The following is a 17529-nucleotide window of genomic DNA, read 5'->3' as shown; positions in this document are numbered from 1 at the left end:
GCATGACGCAACCGCTCCTCATCGGCCTCGCCGGCCTCGGCGTCCTCGTCTTCCTGATCGCGATCCGGATGCCCATCGCCTATGCCATGATCCTCGTCGGTGGCGTGGGCGTGACGCTGCTCAACGGCCCGGCGATCTTCATGAGCCAGCTGAAGACGCTCGCCTACGGCCAGTTCTCCGTCTACGATCTCTCGGTCGTGCCCATGTTCGTGCTGATGGGCGCGCTCGCGACGCGAGCGGGCCTCAGCCAGGACCTCTTCCGGGCGGCGAACGCATGGCTCGGCTGGCTGCGCGGCGGCACGGCCATGGCGGCGATCGCGGCCTGCGCCGGCTTCGGCTCCGTCTGCGGCTCCTCGCTCGCCACCGCCTCGACCATGGGGCGCGTCGCGCTGCCGGAGCTGGCCCGCTACCGCTATTCCGGGGCGCTTGCCACCGGCACGCTCGCCGCGGGCGGCGTGCTCGGCATTCTCATTCCGCCCTCCGTCGTCCTCGTCATCTATGCGGTCATCGTCGAGGCCAACATCGTCACGATGTTCATGGCCGCCTTGGTGCCGGGCCTCATTGCCGTCGTCTTCTTCATCGTGACGATCGCGATCTACGTCCTTCTGCGGCCCGATGCCGGTCCCCGCGGCAGCGCCGGAGACCGGGCCGAGTTCCTCGCGGCGACGAAGGGTATCGTGCCGGTCCTCGTCATCTTCGGCCTCGTTATTGGGGGCATCTATGCCGGGCTCTACAATCCCACCCCGGCGGCTGCCGTGGGCGTCTTCCTCGTTGCCGTCTTCGGCTTCTTCCGCGGCAAGCTCGACCGGGCGGGCGTGACGGGCTCGCTCCTGGAGACGGCCGGCACCACGGGCATGATCTATCTCATCCTGCTCGGCGCGGAGATGCTCAAGATCTTCATGTCGCGGGCCGGCGTGCCGCAGGCGACGGCGGAATGGATGGCCCACTCGGGCCTCGCGCCGATGACCATCCTGCTGCTGCTCCTCCTTGCGCTCGTCGTCCTCGGCTGTCTGATGGACAGCCTGTCGATGATCCTGCTCGTCATCCCCTTCTTCTGGCCGGTCCTCGTCGAGGTGAACGGTGGCCTCTACCAGACGGCCGACGCGGCCGGCTTCGGCCTGAGCACCGAGGATCTCAAGATCTGGTTCGGTATCCTCGCCCTCATCGTCGTCGAACTCGGGCTCATCACGCCGCCCGTGGGCATGAACGTCTTCGTCATCTCCTCGATGGCGAAGGACACGCCGATGAGCGAGACTTTCAAGGGCGTCATGCCCTTCTTCGCGGCGGAGCTGGTGCGCGTCGCCCTGCTCGTCGCCTTCCCCATGATCACACTCTGGCTGCCGAAAGTGTTGGGAGGCTAGACCATGGACACGATGACCGCCGGCGGCGCCATCTTCACGCGCCTCAAGGCGCTCGGCGTCGACTATGTCTTCGCCAATTCCGGCACCGATTTTCCGCCGGTGATCGAGGGGCTGGCGGAGGCAGCGGCCAAGGAGATCGCGCTGCCGCGCGCGCTCGTCATCCCGCACGAGCACGCGGCCATGGGCATGGCGCACGGCTATTACCTCATGAGCGGGTGCAGCCAGGCCGTGATGCTGCACACCAATGTCGGCCTGTCGAACGGCGCGACCGGCGCCATCAACGCGGCCTGCGAGCATGTGCCCATTCTGCTGATGTCCGGCCGCACGCCGGTGACGGAGGAGAAGCGCTTCGGCGCCCGCACGATGCCCATCGCCTGGGGGCAGGAGATGCGCGACCAGACGGCCCTTGTGCGCGAGGCCTGCAAGTGGGACTACGAGCTCAAGTTCCCGGAGCAGGTGGGCGGCCTCCTCGACCGGGCCTGGGCCATCGCCAATTCGACGCCGAAGGGTCCCGTCTATCTGTCGCTGCCGCGCGAGACCCTGTGCGAGGCGACGCCGCGCGCGGGGCTGGAGGGCCCGCCGAGCCTGAGCCCCGTCGCCGTCGCGCCCGATGCCGCGGCCCTCGCCGAAGCGGCGCGCCTCCTCGCAGGGGCCGAGCGGCCGCTCGTCATCGCCCAGCGCGGGGCGGGCGATGCGGCGAGCTTTACCGCCTTCGGCTGCTGGGCCGAGGCATGGGGCATCGCCGTCTGCTCCTGGTGGGCGACGCACCTTGCCATCTCCACGGAGCATCCCTGCCACATCGGTGCCGATCCCGGCCCGTGGCTCGCGGAGGCCGATGTCGTCCTCGTGCTCGACTGCCTCGCCCCGTGGTGGCCGGACAGGCACGCGCTGCGCCCCGACGCGCGGGTCATCCACATGGGGCCGGATCCGCTCTTCAGCCGCTTCCCGGTGCGCAACTTTCGCTGCGATGTCGCCGTCGCCGGCGAGAGTGCCGTGACGGTGCCGGCGCTCATCGATGCGATGGCCGGCCTCCCCCGCGACGAGGCGGCCATCGCCGCAAGGCGGGCCCGGCTCGCCGAGGGTTCCGAGGCGACGCGCCGGGCGGCGCGCGAGAAGGCGGCGGACGTGCGCCGCGGCATCACCAAGGCCTATGTCAGCCTGTGCCTCGGCGAGGCGCTCGACGGGCTGGAGGCGAGCGTCTTCTCCGAGCTCGGCACCCAGCTCGGCACCCTCAAGCGGAGCGAATATCGCTCGTGGTTCCAGGAGCCGCATTCCGGCGGGCTCGGCTGGAGCTTTCCCTGCGCCCTCGGCGCCCAGCTGGCGGAGCCCGACCGGATCTGCGTCGCGACCATGGGCGACGGCTCCTACATGTTCGCCAACCCGACGGTCTGCCACCAGATCGCGGAGGCGCTCGCCCTGCCGGTGCTGGTGATCGTGCTCAACAACGAGGAATGGGGCGCCGTGCGCGCCTCCGTCGCCGGGCTCTATCCGGGCGGCCATGCGGCCCGGGCAAACGAGATGCCGCTGACGGCGCTGAAGCCGTCGCCCGACTTCACCCAGACCGCCGCCGCGAGCCGTGCCTGGAGCCGGCGCGTCACCGACCCGGCAGAGGTGCCCGCGGCCATTGCCGCGGCGCTCACCGTGGTGCGCGAAGAACGGCGCCAGGCGCTCCTCGACATAAGGGTGCTGCCGGATTGAGGGGGCTCCTCCTTTCCGGTATCTGTCCCGGAAAGGAACGCTGATGCGGAACGGCACCACACCGTCGGTTGCAGTGCCCGCATTCTCGACCCGTTCAACCCCCTTCATCGGCGACGAAAGCCATTCATGCAGCGCAACATCCTCGTCATCGGCATCGGCGCCGGCAACCCGGAGCACATGACCGTTGAGGCCATCAAGGCGCTCAATCGGGCGGACGTGGTCTTCATTCCCGAGAAGGGTGCGGAGAAGGAGGAGCTCGCGGCTTTGCGGCGCGGGATCTGCGACCGCTTCATCGAGCGGGCGGGCGTGCACCGCGTTTCCTTTGCCGTACCGCAGCGCGATGCTTCGGGCGGCTACCGCAGCGGTGTCGAGGACTGGCACGAGGCCATCGCCGGGATCTACGAGGCGCTCATCCGTGATGAGCTCAACGAGGCCCGCACCGGCGCCTTCCTCGTCTGGGGGGACCCGTCGCTCTACGACAGCACCCTGCGCATCCTCGAGCGGGTCGAAGCGCGCGGGGCGTTGAGGCTCGCCGTCGAGGTGATCCCCGGCATCACCAGCATCCAGGCCCTCGCTGCGAGCCATCGCGTGGTCCTCAACGACATCGGCAAGCCGGTGATCATCACGACGGGCCGACGCCTCGGCGAGGATTTCGCCGGGGAGGGCACGACCGTCGTGATGCTCGACGGCGGCACCGCTTTTGCCGGGCACGATCCCGACACGCACATCTGGTGGGGTGCCTATCTCGGCACGCCGGACGAGATCGTCATCGCCGGCCGTCTCGCCGACGTCGGTGAGGAGATCGCCCGCACCAAGCAGGCGGCGCGGGCGAGGAAGGGGTGGATCATGGACACCTACCTCCTGAAGAAGCAGGAGAGGTGAGGGGCCTAGCCTCCTGATCCCAGATCAGCCCTCGAGGGTTGCGTCCAGGGTGATCTCGGCCTTCAACAGCTTGGAGACCGGGCAGTTGGCCTTGGCCTTGGCGGCGAGTTCCTGGAACTTCGCGTCGTCCGCGCCCGGGATGCGGGCTCTCAGCGTCAGGTGCACGGCCGGAATGGAGAAGCCGCCGTCTGCCTGCTCCAGCGTGACCTTCGCCGTCGTCTCCATGCGCTCGGCCGTGAGGCCCGCCTCGCCCAGGATGAGGGACAGCGCCATCGTGAAGCAGCCCGCATGGGCCGCGCCGATGAGTTCCTCCGGATTCGAGCCCGCCACGCCCTCGAAGCGGCTCGAGAAGCCGTAGGGGTAATCCTTCAGGGCGCCGCTCTGCGTGGAGAGGGCGCCGCGGCCGTCCTTGAGGCCTCCCGACCAGACAGCCGATCCCGTACGATTGATCTTCATGCCTCGCTCCTGTGCTGGATCCGAGCCGGATGGCCCAAGCCTCATGTTAGGCGCGTATTTCGGACAATTGTCTGACGAAGCGCTCGTGGTCGCCGGTGCATTGACAATCCCATAAAACGTTGATATCAACCTTTATATTGGATTGCTCGATCATATCGGCCGGCAGATGGCGAGAAGACCGGGCGTCGGAACAGCGGCGCGGTCCGCGGACAACTCTCTCTTCCGGAGGCAAATCTTGCGTCGAACGTGTACCGTCGTCGCTTTTGAAGTGCCCTATGACGACCGTGGGCACATGGCGGCCTTCTGTCGCTCCGCCTTCAACTGGCACACCGCGATGCTCGATCCGGAAACGGGCTATGAGGTCCTCGCAACGACGACCGAGACGGAGGAGGACATGCGCGCCAGTCAAGTCGGGCGTGATTAACGGCAGCTTCCACGGGCGCAATCCGCAATGGCCGGCGCAATATCCGTATCACCGTGGAGTATATGCGGTCGTCAAGGTGTCCTGCGAGCCGATGAACATTCTCGGGATAGGCGAGTGCGTCGCCCTCTGTGATACGGAAGGAAACCGCATCGGCATGCGCCAGCCCGCGCCCCCCTCCCGGCCAGCAGACCTGAGCCGTTTCGTGAATTCCCTTCAAACGTTATCGGAGCCACCCATGGCCAAGGCGATCTTCGTCAATATGGCGGTCTCGGACCTGAAGCGCTCGATGCGCTTCTTCGAGGCCCTCGGCTATTCCTTCGATCAGCGCTTCACGAACGACGAGGCGGCCGCGCTCGTCATCTCCGACACCATCTTCGCCATGCTGCACACGCCGGGCAGCCTGCGCCGCTTCACCAGGAAGGACATCGCGGATGTGAGCCGCACGACCGAGGTGCTGCTGGCGCTGCAGCTCGACAGCAAGGAGGCCGTCAACGCCATGATGGACAAGGTGCTCGCGGCCGGCGGCAAAGAAGCGCGCGAGCCGGGCGACCACGGCTTCATGTTCGAGCGCAGCTTCGAGGACCCCGACGGACACATCTGGGAGCTGTTCTGGATGGACCCGTCGGCGATGCCCGCGTGAGGAGAAGGACATGACCAACCATCCACCGATCATTCCCTGCCTGTGGTTCGATCATGAAGGCGAGGAGGCGGCAGCCTTCTATACGTCGCTCCTGCCTGGTTCCGCCACGGGCACGGTCACACGCTACGGCAAGGCCGGCCAGGAAGTACACGGTCGGCCGGAGGGCTCCGTGATGACCGTGGAGTTCAGCCTCTCCGGGCGCAGCTTCCTCGCGCTCAACGGCGGCCCGCATTTCAGATTCACGCCGGCCGCGTCGCTCTTTGTCCACTGCGGCTCGGAAGCCGACGTGGACAGGTTGTGGCATCGGCTCGTCGAGGGTGGCAACGTGCTGATGCCGCTCGACCGCTACGACTGGAGCGACAGGTATGGCTGGCTGAGCGACCGCTACGGCCTGTCGTGGCAGATCATGCTCGACCGCGCGCCGCGCGCCAATATCGAGATCACGCCGTCGCTCCTGTTCACGGGGGATGTAGCCGGGAAGGCCGAGGAGGCGATGCGCACCTATACAAGCCTCTTTCCCGCCGCCGCGATCGCGGACCTGCACCGCTACGGGCCGGATGAGAACGACCGCGAGGGCAACGTGAAATACGCGCGCTTCGCGCTGGCCGGCCAGAGTTTCAGCGCGATGGACAGCAGCATGCCGCACGGCTTCGCCTTCAACGAGGCCTTCTCCTTCCAGGTGCTCTGCGACAGCCAGTACGAGGTCGACCATTACTGGGAGGGGCTCGGCGCAGGCGGTGACGCGACGGCACAGCAGTGCGGCTGGCTGAAGGACCGCTTCGGCCTTTCCTGGCAGATTGTGCCGGCCGTGTTGCCCAAACTGCTCTCCGGCCCGGACCGGGAAGGCGCCGAGAGGGTGATGGACGCCCTCTTGAAAATGAAGAAGTTCGACATCGCGGCGCTCGAAGCCGCCCACGCGGGCCGGGCCTCGTCCTGACAGAGGAAAGGAAAAAGAGATGGTTCCGATCTCTGCGACCGGCCGGCCACCGTCCTGGTATTGGCTCGTCTCCGGCCTCGCCCTCCTGTGGATGCTCTTCGGCGCCATGGCCTGGACCGTCGACCTGATGACCGATGAGGCCACCGTTGCCGGGATGCGCGAGGCGCAGCGCCAGCTCTATGCCGCGCGACCGCAGTGGCTCTTTGCCGTCTATGGCCTTGCCATCCTCAGCGGGCTTGCCGGCGCGCTCGGGCTCGTCCTGCGCAAGGGGTGGGCGATGCCGGCTTTCGCCGTGTCACTCGCCGCCATCGTCCTGCAGTTCGGCTACACCTTCCTCGTCATGGACGCGATCGGCCTCCTCGGCTTCATGGCCGTTCCGTTTCCCCTGTTCATCTTCGCCATCGGCGTCTTCCTCCCATGGTTCGCCGCGCAGGCGAGGAAGCGCGGCTGGATCGCACACCGATAAGTCAAGGCCGGCTCCATCCGGGCCGGCCCTGTGGTGTAGCGGAGGCTTCCGTCAGAGGGACGCTTTCAGGCCTACCGAGAGAATTAAGGTGTCCATGCCGGCGCCGGCGCCTGGCTTCGGGATCTTCGTGACGACGCCATCGTCGCCGTCGATCATGAGGGTACTGCCCTTGGCCTCGAAATAGTTCTGGTATTCGGCGCGTCCGGTCAGGGCGAGCATATCTGTGACCGCATATTCGATGCCGAGCGTCGCGCCGACCATCCAGCTCGGACTGAACGTCTCCTTGAAGACGATGTCGCGCATGTTGTGATGGTCCTTGTCGCGGCCCATGACGAGCGGGCTGGTGATGAACTCGGCGATGATCTTGACGGGCCCGCTGGTGTAGCTGCCGCCGAGGCCGATGTAAGGCGTATGCCACCACTGCTGGTAGGCAATGCCCAGTCCGTCGGGAAAGACGCCGGCCTGGTTGCGGAAGCCGTTTTCCGAATAGATGTAGTGACCGCCGCGGTCGTTCATCTTGAAGGTCATGAAGCGGTAGCCGGCGAGGGCATTGATCTCCAGCGGCCCCTCCGCATGGATCCTCACCGCACCGCCGAGGTCGAGCTGGTAGGCGAGCGCGAGGCTGGTGCGCGATGAATGGGACCAGTGCGTCCAGCTGTCGAAGCCCTGGTAGCCGGCCAACCAGTCGAAATCGTCCATGGCGTTGTCCGACGCGACGGCCGACCAGCCGCTCGCGCGCAAGGTGAGCCAGTCCCGCGGCTGAAAGGCGATGCGTGCGCCGACGATTGCCGCATTGTCGATCTGCCAATTGAGCTGGCTGATCTTCCCGCCATCGCCCGGCACGTTATAGACGTACTCGCCGGCCGTCCCCGTCAGGTAACCCCCGAAGACTTCCGCCGAAATACCGCTGCCGGGCCCGCCAGCGGCTACAGGCGCCGCTCGCGTCGCGACATCGGCCGCCAGCCCCGTAGACGGCGCCAGCAATACGCAAAAGGCCACCGTTCCGGCAACGGCAGCGCTCCGGTTCACTCTCGAATGATTCAACGTCTGCCCCCGATATCCCCAGTCCATTCAGGCAGACGCCGCATGATCGGAAATGGCGGCCAAGCCCGAAGGGCCTCCTTATGGCTGATTCGGGCATGCCGCGTTAGTTGTCAGCCTGTCGGCGCCGCCGGTCGCGAGCGCTCGGCCGACGGCCTGCCATGCCTTCGCAGGTGAAATCCGCGTCCGAGATCGCTCCTGCTGTCCCCGACTCGCCATCATCGTGCATAGTGTCTGAGAACCCCCCGGCAGTTCCGGCTGCCGGCTTGGCGAGACTGGAGGACAGGGCATGATCGAGACGCGCGCCGCAGTAGCCTGGGAGGCCGGCAAGCCGCTCACCATCGAGACGGTCAGGCTCGAGGGGCCGAAGGCGGGCGAGGTGCTGGTCGAGGTGATGGCGACGGGGGTCTGCCACACGGACGCCTATACGCTGTCGGGGCTCGATTCCGAGGGCAAGTTCCCGGCCATTCTCGGTCACGAGGGGGCGGGCATCGTGCGCGAGGTCGGTGCCGGCGTCACGGCGCTCAAGCCCGGCGACCATGTCATCCCGCTCTACACGCCCGAGTGCCGCAACTGCAAATCCTGCCTCTCGCGGCGCACGAACCTGTGCACGGCGATCCGCGCCACGCAGGGCCAGGGCGTGATGCCGGACGGCACCAGCCGCTTCCGCTGCGACGGCGAGACCGTTTTCCACTACATGGGCTGTTCGACCTTCGCGAATTTCACGGTGCTGCCGGAGATCGCGCTCGCCAAGGTGCGCGAAGACGCGCCCTTCGACAAGATCTGCTACATCGGCTGCGGCGTCACCACCGGTATCGGCGCTGTCATCTACACCGCCAAGGTGTGGCCGGGGGCCAATGTCGTCGTCTTCGGCCTCGGCGGCATCGGCCTCAATGTCATCCAGGGCGCGCGCATGGTGGGGGCCGACAGGATCATCGGCGTCGACATCAACCCCTCCAAGGCGGCGATGGCGCGCAAGTTCGGCATGACCGACTTCATCAACCCGAAGGAGATCGGTACCGACAAGGTGGTGCAGGCGATCGTCGACCTTACCGACGGCGGGGCGGACTTCTCCTTCGATGCCACCGGCAATGTCGACGTGATGCGCCAGGCGTTGGAGTGCTGCCATCGCGGCTGGGGCGAGTCGATCATCATCGGCGTCGCCGAGGCTGGAAAGGAGATCGCGACGCGCCCCTTCCAGCTCGTCACCGGCCGCGTCTGGAAGGGCACGGCCTTCGGCGGCGCGCGCGGGCGCACGGATGTGCCGACGATCGTAGACTGGTACATGGAGGGCAAGATCAACATCGACGACCTCATCACCCACACCATGCCGCTCGACGAGATCAACACGGCCTTCGACCTGATGCACGAGGGCAAGTCGATCCGCTCCGTCGTCATCTACTGACGAGGCGCCGATGTGCTTCGAGATCCTCAGCCGTGCCCGCGCCTTCGGCGGCACCCAGCTCGTTTGCCGGCATGCCTCGCGCGAGACCGGCACCGCGATGCGCTTTGCCGCCTTCGTGCCGCCGCAGGCCGAGGGTGGGTGCAAGGTGCCCATCGTGTGGTTCCTCTCCGGCCTCACCTGCACGGAGGAGAACTTCACGGTGAAGGCCGGCGCCCAGCGCATCGCCGCCGAACTCGGTCTCATGCTGGTCGCGCCGGACACAAGCCCGCGCGGGCAGGGCGTGCCGGACGATCCCGAAGGCGCCTACGACTTCGGCCTCGGGGCCGGCTTCTATGTCGATGCGACCGAGACGCCATGGGCGCGCCATTACCGGATGAAGAGCTATGTCGAGGTGGAACTGCCCGCGCTCGTCGCGCGGGAACTGCCGGCGGACATGGATCGGCAGGGCATCACGGGCCATTCCATGGGCGGGCACGGGGCGCTTACCATCGCCCTGCGCGCGCCGGAGCGCTTCCGGGCCGTGTCGGCCTTTGCGCCCATCGTCTCGCCCATGAACTGTCCGTGGGGCGAGAAGGCGCTCGCGGGCTATCTCGGACCGGATCGCGTGTCATGGCGCAGCTATGACGCCTGTGCGCTGATCGAGGACGGGGCACGGCTGCCGGAGATCCTCGTCGATCAGGGCACGGCCGACACCTTCCTCACGCGCGAGCTGAAGCCGGAGCTGCTGGAAGAGGCCTGCCGCAAGGCCGGTATCGCGCTGACCCTGCGCCTCCAGGAGGGCTACGACCACTCCTATTTCTTCATCGCCACCTTCATCGAGGACCACCTGCGCTGGCACGCCGCGCGGCTCGGCTGAGCCAGACGTGCGCGCCACGCCGTGACGGCGAATGGCAAGCAGGGGAACCATATGCTTCCCGCTTTGACTCCACTCTATAATGTTGATATCAACCTACCTGACCGGGGGGCCAGCCAAGCGGTGATCGGTTCGCCGCACACCAGCGGAGGATATCATGCAGCACCCGGTTGTCTCGCGGGAGGAGTGGCTCGAGGCACGCCGCGCGCTCCTCGCCAAGGAGAAGGAATTCACGCATCTGCGCGACAAGGTGAACGCCGCCCGTCTCGCGCTGCCGTGGGTGCGGGTCGACAAGCCCTATGTCTTCGACACGCCTCACGGACGCAAGACGCTGGCGGAGCTGTTCGCCGGCCGCAGCCAGCTCGTCGTCTATCATTTCATGCTCGGGCCGGACTGGGAGGCGGGCTGCACCGGTTGTTCTTTCCTCGCCGACCATCTCGATGGCGCGCTGCCGCATCTCGAGAACCACGACGTGACCCTGCTTGCTGTCTCGCGTGCGCCGCTTGATCGGATCGAGGCCTACAAGCGCAGAATGGGCTGGCGCTTCCCGTGGGTGTCGTCGCATGGCAGCGACTTCAACTACGACTTCCACGTCTCCTTCACGCCGGAGGCTCTGGCCAAGGGCAGCGTCTACTACAATTACGAGATGATCCCACGCGCGCAGGCCCATGATGAACTGCCGGGACTCAGCGCCTTCTACAGGGACGAGAAGGGCGAGGTGTTCCACACCTATTCCAGCTATGCCCGCGGCGGCGAGGAACTCATCGGCACCCTCATGATCCTCGATCGGGCGCCGCTCGGTCGCAACGAGCACACGACCATGGACTGGGTGCGCCGTCACGACGAATACGAGGCCGCGGGTCGCGCCTGCTGCGCCTGAAGTCTCCCGTTGCCCCAACCACCACGAAAGCCCGGAGATGACCATGCAGAAAGCAGAACCGACGCAGGAGCACCGCTGGCTCGAACAGCTCGTCGGCGAGTGGGCCGTGCGGAATGAGGTCCCCACGCCCGGCCAGGAGGAGACGGCGGAATGGACGGAGACCGTGCGCGCGCTCGACGGCATCTGGTTCGTCAGCGAAGGCCGTGGCGACATGCCCGGCTGCGGCCCCGTGACGACGCTGCTGACGCTCGGCTATGATCCGCATAAGAAGCGCTACGTCGGCACGTGGATCGGCTCGATGATGACCCACCTGTGGGTCTATGAGGGCACGCTCGACGAGACCGGCAAGGTGCTGACCCTCGACTGCACCGGTCCTGACTTCGAGCGGCCGGGCGAGACGGCGCGCTATCAGGACATCGTGACGATCATCGACAGGGACAATCGCAGGTTCACGGGTCGGGTGCAGAAGCCCGATGGGTCGTGGAGCGACATGATGACCGCCCATTACCGTCGCAGGGTCTGAGCCTGCACGCCCCGCCGACCGCGTCCTTCGAGGCGCCCCGCCATGCGGGGCGCCTTTTCCTTATGGCCAGCGCGACCGTGACGATGCCCAGTGCAATTTTGTATATCCTCACGAGATTATTCATGAGAAGGGCGCCACGACGATCGAAAAGCGCTCCTATGCATAGTTTGAAAAATTATAAACTGCCGATAACAGCTATTTTCCATCTGTCTGGATCACGAATATTCGGATATTCACGTAAAAGGCGCAAACATAACGCGATGCCGTTTGCCGACGACATGTCCGCCATCGGCGGCAAGGCGGACATCCTGATGGGTGTGGACAGCAACGGGGATTTGACCGTGAACATGATGGAACGGCCGGCCGCGGAGGTCATGGCGATGAGCGGACGGGCGAAACGTCTCAAGGCCTGCACGCTCGCGACGCACGAGGCACTGGACAAGCGCATCATGGCCGGTGCGCCCTTTGCCGACCGCGTCAATTACGGTCGCTTCCTTGCGGTGCAACATGCCTTCCACCGCGACATCGACGCGCTCTATTCGAACCCGGCGCTCGATGCCCTTCTGCCCGATCTCGCCGGCCGGCGACGCCTGGCACAGATCGAGCAGGACATCATCGATCTCGGCGGGACAGTGCCAGAGATCGCGGCGGCGCCGGCCTTCGGCGCGAGCGCGGACCTGCCGACGGCGCTCGGCTGGCTCTATATCGCCGAAGGCTCCAACCTCGGTGCCGCCTTCCTCCTCCAGGCGGCGGCGGGGATCGGCCTGTCGGAGACGTTCGGCGCGCGCCATCTCGCCGGCCATCCCGACGGCCGCGGCCTGCACTGGCGCACCTTCACGGCCGCGCTCGACGGCATCGCGCTGACGGAAGCCGAGGAAGGCCGCGTGATCGCAGGGGCGGAAGCCGCCTTCAAGCGCGTGCACGGCCTCGTCGAGGTGCATTTCGGCCGAACGGGCCTCGCGCCAGACGGCTCAGCAGCCGCCCGTAACTCCAAGACGCTCGACGAGGCCGTCCCTCTCGCGCCAGGCACCGGCGAGCATCGCGCCGAGAAGGTCGGCATAGGTCCAGCCGGCCGCCTGCGCCGCGATGGTGCACAGGCTGTCCTGGTCCTCGCGCCCGGGCCTGCCGGCGCCGGTGAGGTTCGGCTTCATGTTGAGGTCGAAGAGCCGGTAGCGGCCGTCGGCTCCCGCCCGGCAGTCGATGCGGATGATGGTGCGCGCCTCGACCACCGCGGCCGCGGCCGCACAGGCGGCCATGACGGCCGCAACGGCGGGCTCCGCGGCCTCGTGCGCCGTCAGCGCGACGCTGTTGCGGGTGACGGCGACGAGGCCATTGTAGGGCGCCACGTCGTCGTGGTGGTCGAACCGGCGTACCGGCGGCGGGCACCAGGCCTCCTGCGCAAGGCGGCCGTCGGGGCCGGGCAGGCCGGCGGGAAGGACGGCGACGGTCAGCTCCTCGCCCGGCAGGAATTCCTCGATCATGACGATGTCGCCGAAGGTCGCCGCGGCGAGGAGGTCGCGGGCGGCGGCGTGCAGCGCGGCGAGGCTGCGCACCACCGTCACGCCCTGGCTGCCACGCCCGCGCACCGGCTTGATGACGAGCGGCAGCGCGAGGCCGGCCCTGGCGAGAAGGGCCGCGTCGATCTCCGCGACGGCCGCGATGCCGTCGCGGGCTTCGTGCGCGGCGAGCATTGATCGCGCGACCGGCAGGCCGGCCTCGCGCAGCCGCAGGTTGGTGAGGAACTTGTCGTCGGCGCGCTGTACGGCGTCGGGGCGATGGCCGACGACGAAGCGTTCGCCCAAGACGAGCTCCAGCGGATGGCCCTCGAACAGAACGGTATTGGCCCACAGCACGGCCGCGCCGCTGCCGGTCGCTTCGGCGATACCCTGCGGCGTGTCGGGAAAGACCCAGTCGAGGTTCCGCGCCGGATCGGGATTGCGGACCGGGGTCACGACCGGCACCCCGACCCCTGCGAGGGCGAAGCCGATATCGGCGCCGCTGTCGGAATAGCCGCCCGGCTTGGCGACCTTGCGCAGGCCACCGATCACCGGCGGCGGCAGCGCCTGGTAGAGAATGGCGACCGGCGCTCCGGCGAGGGCGGCTTGATCGATCATCGGGCAGGAACCTCCGGCTGGACCTCATCAATGGCGTGAATCGCTCGGACCGGATCGATTCATAACTCTCGTTGGACGCCGGATTCCACGCGTGTTTCCTCGGAAAGGGTCGCAAGAACCCGTCCGGGAGCCGTGATGATCGTTCTCCATCGCATCGATCCCCGCCGCAACATGGCGCGTTTCTATGCTTTGTCCGTCGAGCGAAACCTCCTCGGCGAATGGTCGCTCGTCCGCAACTACGGGCGTATCGGTCGCCGTGGGGTCTTCCGGCTCGACATCTGCGGCAGCCGTGCCGATGCCTATGCCGCCGCCCGGCGTCTTGCGCAGCGCAAGGCGCTGAAGGGCTATGTGCCGGCCTGATGCGCCTGAAGACCCGCCGGATGTCCCCTTGCGACGGGATCATAAAACCGGTGATTGTCCTCGCCGGCTTGATCCTGCGCCTTCGGGACGCTATCCGGGCGGCTCCTCGGTCTTCCTGCCGCTGAAAGGGTGACGGATGAGCACAGCGCAGGCCGTCCTCGCGCATCCTGCCCCGCACGACTGGCACGGCGTTCTCGACGGCGACCTCGTCCTCCTGCGCGAGCGCGTCGCGCGGCCGGACGACGAACGGGACTTCCTGCCGGCGGCCGAGCTTATCGCGCCGGACCGCCTCGGACCGCGGCTCGACCGCTATGCCGCCCGCTTCGACCCGGGGCTGCGCGCCGCGGCCGTCTCCTACTGGAGCCTCTACCATCTCTCCGGCGCTATCCTGCCAATCGCCGCCTTGGCGATGCTCTCGGACCGGATGCCCGCGGCGGCATTGTCCGAGGTCTCCTTCACCTTTTCGGCGGAGGGGGAAAGCCGGGCCGCGCGCATCGCGCCGGACGAGACCCTCGGACCTTGCGACGCGATCGCCGTGCTGGAGGCGCTGATCACGGATCACCTGCAGCCGACCGTCGCGGCGCTGGTCGCGGTCAGCGGGCTCGCACCGCGACTCTTCTGGAACAATGCGGCGAGCTATTTCGACTGGGTTGTGCGCGCCGCCGCCACCCATCCGCGCGTGCCGGGCGAGCGCGCAGCAGCGGCGCTCCGTCTCGTCGAGGCGGCCATACTGCCGTGCGGCGCGCCCAATCCCATGCACGGGTCGATCAGGCCGATTGTCGAGGACGGTATCGAGGCGCGCCGTCGCAAGGTCTGCTGCCTGCGCTACAAGCTGCCCGGCGTTCCCGGCTGCGGCGGCCTGTGCCCGCTGCCGGCCGTGCGGCAGGCCGGGACGGAGCACTAGACTCCGAACCTACGCGACCGCTTCCGCGTTCGCGGCCGCGCGTTCGGCCGCCACCTGCTCGATGTTGCGCCTGATGCCGGGGTGCTGGGCGAGGAATCCCTGGAAGGCCCGCACATCGAGTCGCAGGAGGAAGCAATAGCTGATGGCGTGCACGTCCGACTGGCGCGGCCGGCCATGGAGCAGAGCCATCTCTCCCACGACATCGCCGCGCCCGAGGCGGACCTTGCGGCCCGGCAGGCTTACCTCGAGAGCGCCGGAGGCGATGAAATAGACGGCATCGCCCGGCGTCCCCCGGCGGATGACCTGCTCTCCCGGGATGACAAACAGAGGTTGCAACAGCTTCGTCACTTCCGTCAGCTGTTCGCCAGTCAGATCAGCGAACATCGGCAGTTCGCCGACAAGTTCGCGCGCGTTGAGGGCAAGGTCGAGCCGCCGCTGGCGGTCCGCCTCCTTGCGGTCGGCATCGACGGAGCGGCGCAGGTTGTCGTAGAGCTCCGGGCCGATGAGACCGTCCTCGAAGAGGACCATGTATTCGAGCTCCTCCTGCCTCAGCGCGATCTTGCGCAGCAACCGGCGCTCCAGCGATTCCGCATAGAGCGGATATTGCAGCCGGAGAGCATCGAGGCCGGCGGCGACGGCCTCCTGCCGCCGCTCGACAATCTCGTGCAGCACTTCGCCAACGCGCAGCCCGAGGATGGGCACGATCTTGCTGTCAATGAAGGAGCTCAGTTCCTCAAGCACCGTTCGTGTCACGAAGAGCATCTCGAAGCGCCGCGCCAGCAACCGCTCAAGCGGTCCGCTGGCATGGAGGCGGCGATGGAGAAACTGGGCGAAGCCGAACTTCCAGTCGAAGGCAAGCGTCTGCTTGGCGGCACGCTGGTAGTCCGACCAGCCACCCGTACGGGCGCGGTCGAGCAGCGTCTCGGCTTGGGCAAGCAGCGAGGGCAGCAGCGCGGCGGAAACGGTTCGCGCCCTCATGCGCTCGATGATGATGTCACGCTCGCGTCCGGCGAGCGTCAGCAGCCCGAGGGACAGGCGCTCCTTGTCCGTCAGCTCCCGTCCCTGGCCGGCGCTCGCCGCCTCGTCGATCCGCTCGGCGTAGCGGCGGGCCTCCGCAAGCGCTGTGCCGGAGGCGACCTTGTAGGCCTCGGCCGCCCGGGCAACGGCCTCGCGCACGTTCTCAAGCGCGACGGCGAGCACCTGGCCGCGCATGGCAGCATCACGAGGCGACAGGAGATTGAGGCCGAGCGAGGAGATGACCCAGCGCATGGTGGTTCCCTGGATGAGCAGGGTGAAAAGCACGAAGCCGGTGGCAAGGATGGCGACGAAGCGCTGGATGTCGTCGGGGACGATGTCGTTCTCCGTCACGGCGAGCGCCAGCGCCAGCGTGACGGCGCCGCGCAGACCGCCCCAGAGAATGACGACCCGGTAGGGGATGCTGACCGGCGGCGAGAGCTTGAGCAGGCTCAAGAGCGGCAGCAGGGCGAAGAGGATGACGGCACGGGCGGCGAGCGCCGCGGCTGCGACGACGAGAATCAGGAAGAGATCAAACAGCGACAGGCTGGCGAGCAGGCGTGGCACCAGGATGGCGGCGAGCACGAAGACGAGCGAGCTCGCCCAGAATGCAATCTGATCCCAGATGCCGGTGAGGTAGCTCCATCCGTCCGGCGAGGCGCGCGATGGGCCGAGGAGGCTCAGTGTCATGCCCGCGACGACGACGGCGATGACGCCGGACACGCCGAGCAACTGCTCGCAGGCGATGAAGACGAGATAGGCGAGGGCGAAGCTGATCGAGACGGCGGCGGAGCGCTGCTCGGGCAGCCTGCCGATGAGCCAGGCCGCCGCACGCGCGGCCAGATGCCCGACAAGCGCGCCGCCACACAGCGTCCACAGGAAGGAGAGGGCCGCATCAGCGAAACCCGGCGTCTCGCCCGCGACGAGGATGGCGAGGAACGCCGCGAACAGCGTGATCGCGGCGGCGTCGTTGAGCAGGCTCTCGCCCTCGACAAGTCGCCCGAGGCGCGCCGGTGCACCGATGTCGCGGAAGATGCCGACGACGGCGACGGGATCCGTCGTCGCCACGATGGCGCCGAGAAGGAGGCAGACGAGCAGCGGCTGGCCGGCAAGCGGCAGGAGGGCGAGGCCGATGACCGCGGTTGCCACGACGACGGCGAGGACGGCGAGGACGAAAATCGGCACCCAGTCGGGCATCATCTGGCGCACGTCGAGCGTCAGGGCCGTCTGGAAGATGAGAGTCGGCAGGAAGACGTAGAGGAAGACTGTCGAGCCGATGGGAAAATCGAGGATGGCCCGGGCCGGCTCGTTGAAGGCGTCGGTCAGCTCCGTATGCAGCAGAAAGGAGGCTGCCGCCGCGATGAGCATGCCGATGGCAGCGAGCACGACGCTGAACGGCATCCTGAGCGCCCCCGCCAGGGGCTGGACAAGGCTGATGATGAGGAGCAGGACGCCGATGACCGCCAGGATGACCGGTAATGCCAAGATCGTTCCAGCCCCATATTGCTTGCTGCATCAGGCCTTTCTAAGCAGACGGAGCGACGCGGTCGAGGGCCCGCGCCGCAGAAAGT

General features: G+C 67.3%; 17 protein-coding genes and 1 pseudogene. 14 read left to right on the top strand and 4 right to left on the bottom strand.

Features of this window, described 5'->3' with window-relative positions:
• Window positions 1-2: 2 nt before the first annotated feature.
• From ASC46_RS08915 to cobF, 3 genes are all read left to right on the top strand, one after another.
• Entirely contained in the window at window positions 3-1361 is a 1359-nt protein-coding gene (locus ASC46_RS08915; RefSeq protein ID WP_055458923.1) for a TRAP transporter large permease, read from the top strand.
• A gap of 3 nt (window positions 1362-1364) precedes the next feature.
• Window positions 1365-3059 (top strand): thiamine pyrophosphate-requiring protein, encoded by a 1695-nt coding sequence (locus tag ASC46_RS08910; RefSeq protein ID WP_055458922.1) that lies wholly within the window; start codon window positions 1365-1367, stop codon window positions 3057-3059.
• A gap of 126 nt (window positions 3060-3185) precedes the next feature.
• Window positions 3186-3941 (top strand): precorrin-6A synthase (deacetylating), encoded by a 756-nt coding sequence (cobF, locus tag ASC46_RS08905; RefSeq protein WP_055458921.1) that lies wholly within the window; start codon window positions 3186-3188, stop codon window positions 3939-3941.
• A gap of 24 nt (window positions 3942-3965) precedes the next feature.
• On the opposite strand, the gene ASC46_RS08900 is transcribed toward cobF, so the two are convergent.
• Entirely contained in the window at window positions 3966-4397 is a 432-nt protein-coding gene (locus ASC46_RS08900) for an OsmC family protein (protein ID WP_055458920.1), read from the bottom strand.
• A 235-nt stretch (window positions 4398-4632) separates the two neighbouring features.
• Here ASC46_RS08900 and ASC46_RS21605 point away from each other — a divergent pair, with 235 nt between their 5' ends.
• From ASC46_RS21605 to ASC46_RS08885, 4 genes are all read left to right on the top strand, one after another.
• Window positions 4633-4821 (top strand): hypothetical protein, encoded by a 189-nt coding sequence (locus ASC46_RS21605; RefSeq protein WP_186438074.1) that lies wholly within the window; start codon window positions 4633-4635, stop codon window positions 4819-4821.
• Between the two features lie 235 nt (window positions 4822-5056).
• Window positions 5057-5461 (top strand): VOC family protein, encoded by a 405-nt coding sequence (locus ASC46_RS08895; RefSeq protein ID WP_055458919.1) that lies wholly within the window; start codon window positions 5057-5059, stop codon window positions 5459-5461.
• Between the two features lie 10 nt (window positions 5462-5471).
• Complete coding sequence (locus ASC46_RS08890; RefSeq protein ID WP_055458918.1) at window positions 5472-6398, top strand: VOC family protein; 927 nt, start codon at window positions 5472-5474, stop codon at window positions 6396-6398.
• Between the two features lie 19 nt (window positions 6399-6417).
• Window positions 6418-6864 carry a hypothetical protein gene (locus tag ASC46_RS08885; RefSeq protein ID WP_055458917.1) on the top strand — a complete coding sequence of 149 codons (447 nt, stop codon included), beginning with the start codon at window positions 6418-6420 and terminating at the stop codon, window positions 6862-6864.
• A 51-nt stretch (window positions 6865-6915) separates the two neighbouring features.
• Here the strand turns inward: ASC46_RS08885 and ASC46_RS08880 are convergent, their stop codons facing one another.
• Window positions 6916-7893, bottom strand: a complete 978-nt coding sequence (locus tag ASC46_RS08880; protein WP_157672325.1) for an omptin family outer membrane protease — start codon at window positions 7891-7893, stop codon at window positions 6916-6918.
• A 304-nt stretch (window positions 7894-8197) separates the two neighbouring features.
• On the opposite strand from ASC46_RS08880, the gene ASC46_RS08875 reads away from it, so the two are divergent.
• The 5 genes and pseudogenes from ASC46_RS08875 to ASC46_RS20805 all read left to right on the top strand — a co-directional run.
• Entirely contained in the window at window positions 8198-9310 is a 1113-nt protein-coding gene (locus tag ASC46_RS08875; RefSeq protein ID WP_055458988.1) for an S-(hydroxymethyl)glutathione dehydrogenase/class III alcohol dehydrogenase, read from the top strand.
• 10 nt (window positions 9311-9320) lie between these two features.
• Window positions 9321-10166: an S-formylglutathione hydrolase gene (gene fghA / locus ASC46_RS08870; protein ID WP_055458915.1), complete on the top strand. Its 846-nt coding sequence runs from the start codon at window positions 9321-9323 to the stop codon at window positions 10164-10166.
• 154 nt (window positions 10167-10320) lie between these two features.
• Window positions 10321-11043 (top strand): DUF899 domain-containing protein, encoded by a 723-nt coding sequence (locus ASC46_RS08865; protein WP_055458914.1) that lies wholly within the window; start codon window positions 10321-10323, stop codon window positions 11041-11043.
• 37 nt (window positions 11044-11080) lie between these two features.
• Complete coding sequence (locus tag ASC46_RS08860; protein ID WP_055458913.1) at window positions 11081-11566, top strand: DUF1579 domain-containing protein; 486 nt, start codon at window positions 11081-11083, stop codon at window positions 11564-11566.
• A gap of 347 nt (window positions 11567-11913) precedes the next feature.
• Window positions 11914-12513, top strand: a pseudogene (locus ASC46_RS20805) (biliverdin-producing heme oxygenase); the annotation flags it as partial.
• 24 nt (window positions 12514-12537) lie between these two features.
• Here ASC46_RS20805 and ASC46_RS08850 read toward each other — a convergent pair.
• A complete protein-coding gene (locus ASC46_RS08850) occupies window positions 12538-13680 on the bottom strand; it encodes an ATP-grasp domain-containing protein (protein WP_055458911.1) in 1143 nt (380 codons plus the stop codon).
• Window positions 13681-13815: 135 nt separating this feature from the next.
• On the opposite strand from ASC46_RS08850, the gene ASC46_RS08845 reads away from it, so the two are divergent.
• A complete protein-coding gene (locus ASC46_RS08845) occupies window positions 13816-14040 on the top strand; it encodes a WGR domain-containing protein (RefSeq protein ID WP_055458910.1) in 225 nt (74 codons plus the stop codon).
• 136 nt (window positions 14041-14176) lie between these two features.
• Window positions 14177-14944, top strand: a complete 768-nt coding sequence (gene fhuF, locus ASC46_RS08840; RefSeq protein WP_055458909.1) for a siderophore-iron reductase FhuF — start codon at window positions 14177-14179, stop codon at window positions 14942-14944.
• A 9-nt stretch (window positions 14945-14953) separates the two neighbouring features.
• On the opposite strand, the gene ASC46_RS08835 is transcribed toward fhuF, so the two are convergent.
• On the bottom strand, window positions 14954-17443 hold the full coding sequence (locus ASC46_RS08835) for a cation:proton antiporter (protein ID WP_055458908.1): 2490 nt from the start codon (window positions 17441-17443) through the stop codon (window positions 14954-14956).
• Between the last annotated feature and the right edge of the window lie 86 nt (window positions 17444-17529).

The sequence above is a fragment of the Chelatococcus sambhunathii genome, assembly GCF_001418005.1.
GTDB lineage: Bacteria > Pseudomonadota > Alphaproteobacteria > Rhizobiales > Beijerinckiaceae > Chelatococcus_A > Chelatococcus_A sambhunathii.
This window is presented reverse-complemented; position numbering and strand designations above follow the sequence as displayed.

Bases quoted from the DNA above. Each gene is read 5' to 3' on its own strand.
- ASC46_RS08915 (WP_055458923.1), top strand. From the start codon at position 3: ATGACGCAACCGCTCCTCATCGGCCTCGCCGGCCTCGGCGTCCTCGTC.
- ASC46_RS08910 (WP_055458922.1), top strand. From the start codon at position 1,365: ATGGACACGATGACCGCCGGCGGCGCCATCTTCACGCGCCTCAAGGCG.
- cobF (WP_055458921.1), top strand. From the start codon at position 3,186: ATGCAGCGCAACATCCTCGTCATCGGCATCGGCGCCGGCAACCCGGAG.
- ASC46_RS08900 (WP_055458920.1), bottom strand. From the start codon at position 4,397: ATGAAGATCAATCGTACGGGATCGGCTGTCTGGTCGGGAGGCCTCAAG.
- ASC46_RS08895 (WP_055458919.1), top strand. From the start codon at position 5,057: ATGGCCAAGGCGATCTTCGTCAATATGGCGGTCTCGGACCTGAAGCGC.
- ASC46_RS08890 (WP_055458918.1), top strand. From the start codon at position 5,472: ATGACCAACCATCCACCGATCATTCCCTGCCTGTGGTTCGATCATGAA.
- ASC46_RS08885 (WP_055458917.1), top strand. From the start codon at position 6,418: ATGGTTCCGATCTCTGCGACCGGCCGGCCACCGTCCTGGTATTGGCTC.
- fghA (WP_055458915.1), top strand. From the start codon at position 9,321: ATGTGCTTCGAGATCCTCAGCCGTGCCCGCGCCTTCGGCGGCACCCAG.
- ASC46_RS08865 (WP_055458914.1), top strand. From the start codon at position 10,321: ATGCAGCACCCGGTTGTCTCGCGGGAGGAGTGGCTCGAGGCACGCCGC.
- ASC46_RS08860 (WP_055458913.1), top strand. From the start codon at position 11,081: ATGACCATGCAGAAAGCAGAACCGACGCAGGAGCACCGCTGGCTCGAA.
- ASC46_RS08850 (WP_055458911.1), bottom strand. From the start codon at position 13,680: ATGATCGATCAAGCCGCCCTCGCCGGAGCGCCGGTCGCCATTCTCTAC.
- ASC46_RS08845 (WP_055458910.1), top strand. From the start codon at position 13,816: ATGATCGTTCTCCATCGCATCGATCCCCGCCGCAACATGGCGCGTTTC.
- fhuF (WP_055458909.1), top strand. From the start codon at position 14,177: ATGAGCACAGCGCAGGCCGTCCTCGCGCATCCTGCCCCGCACGACTGG.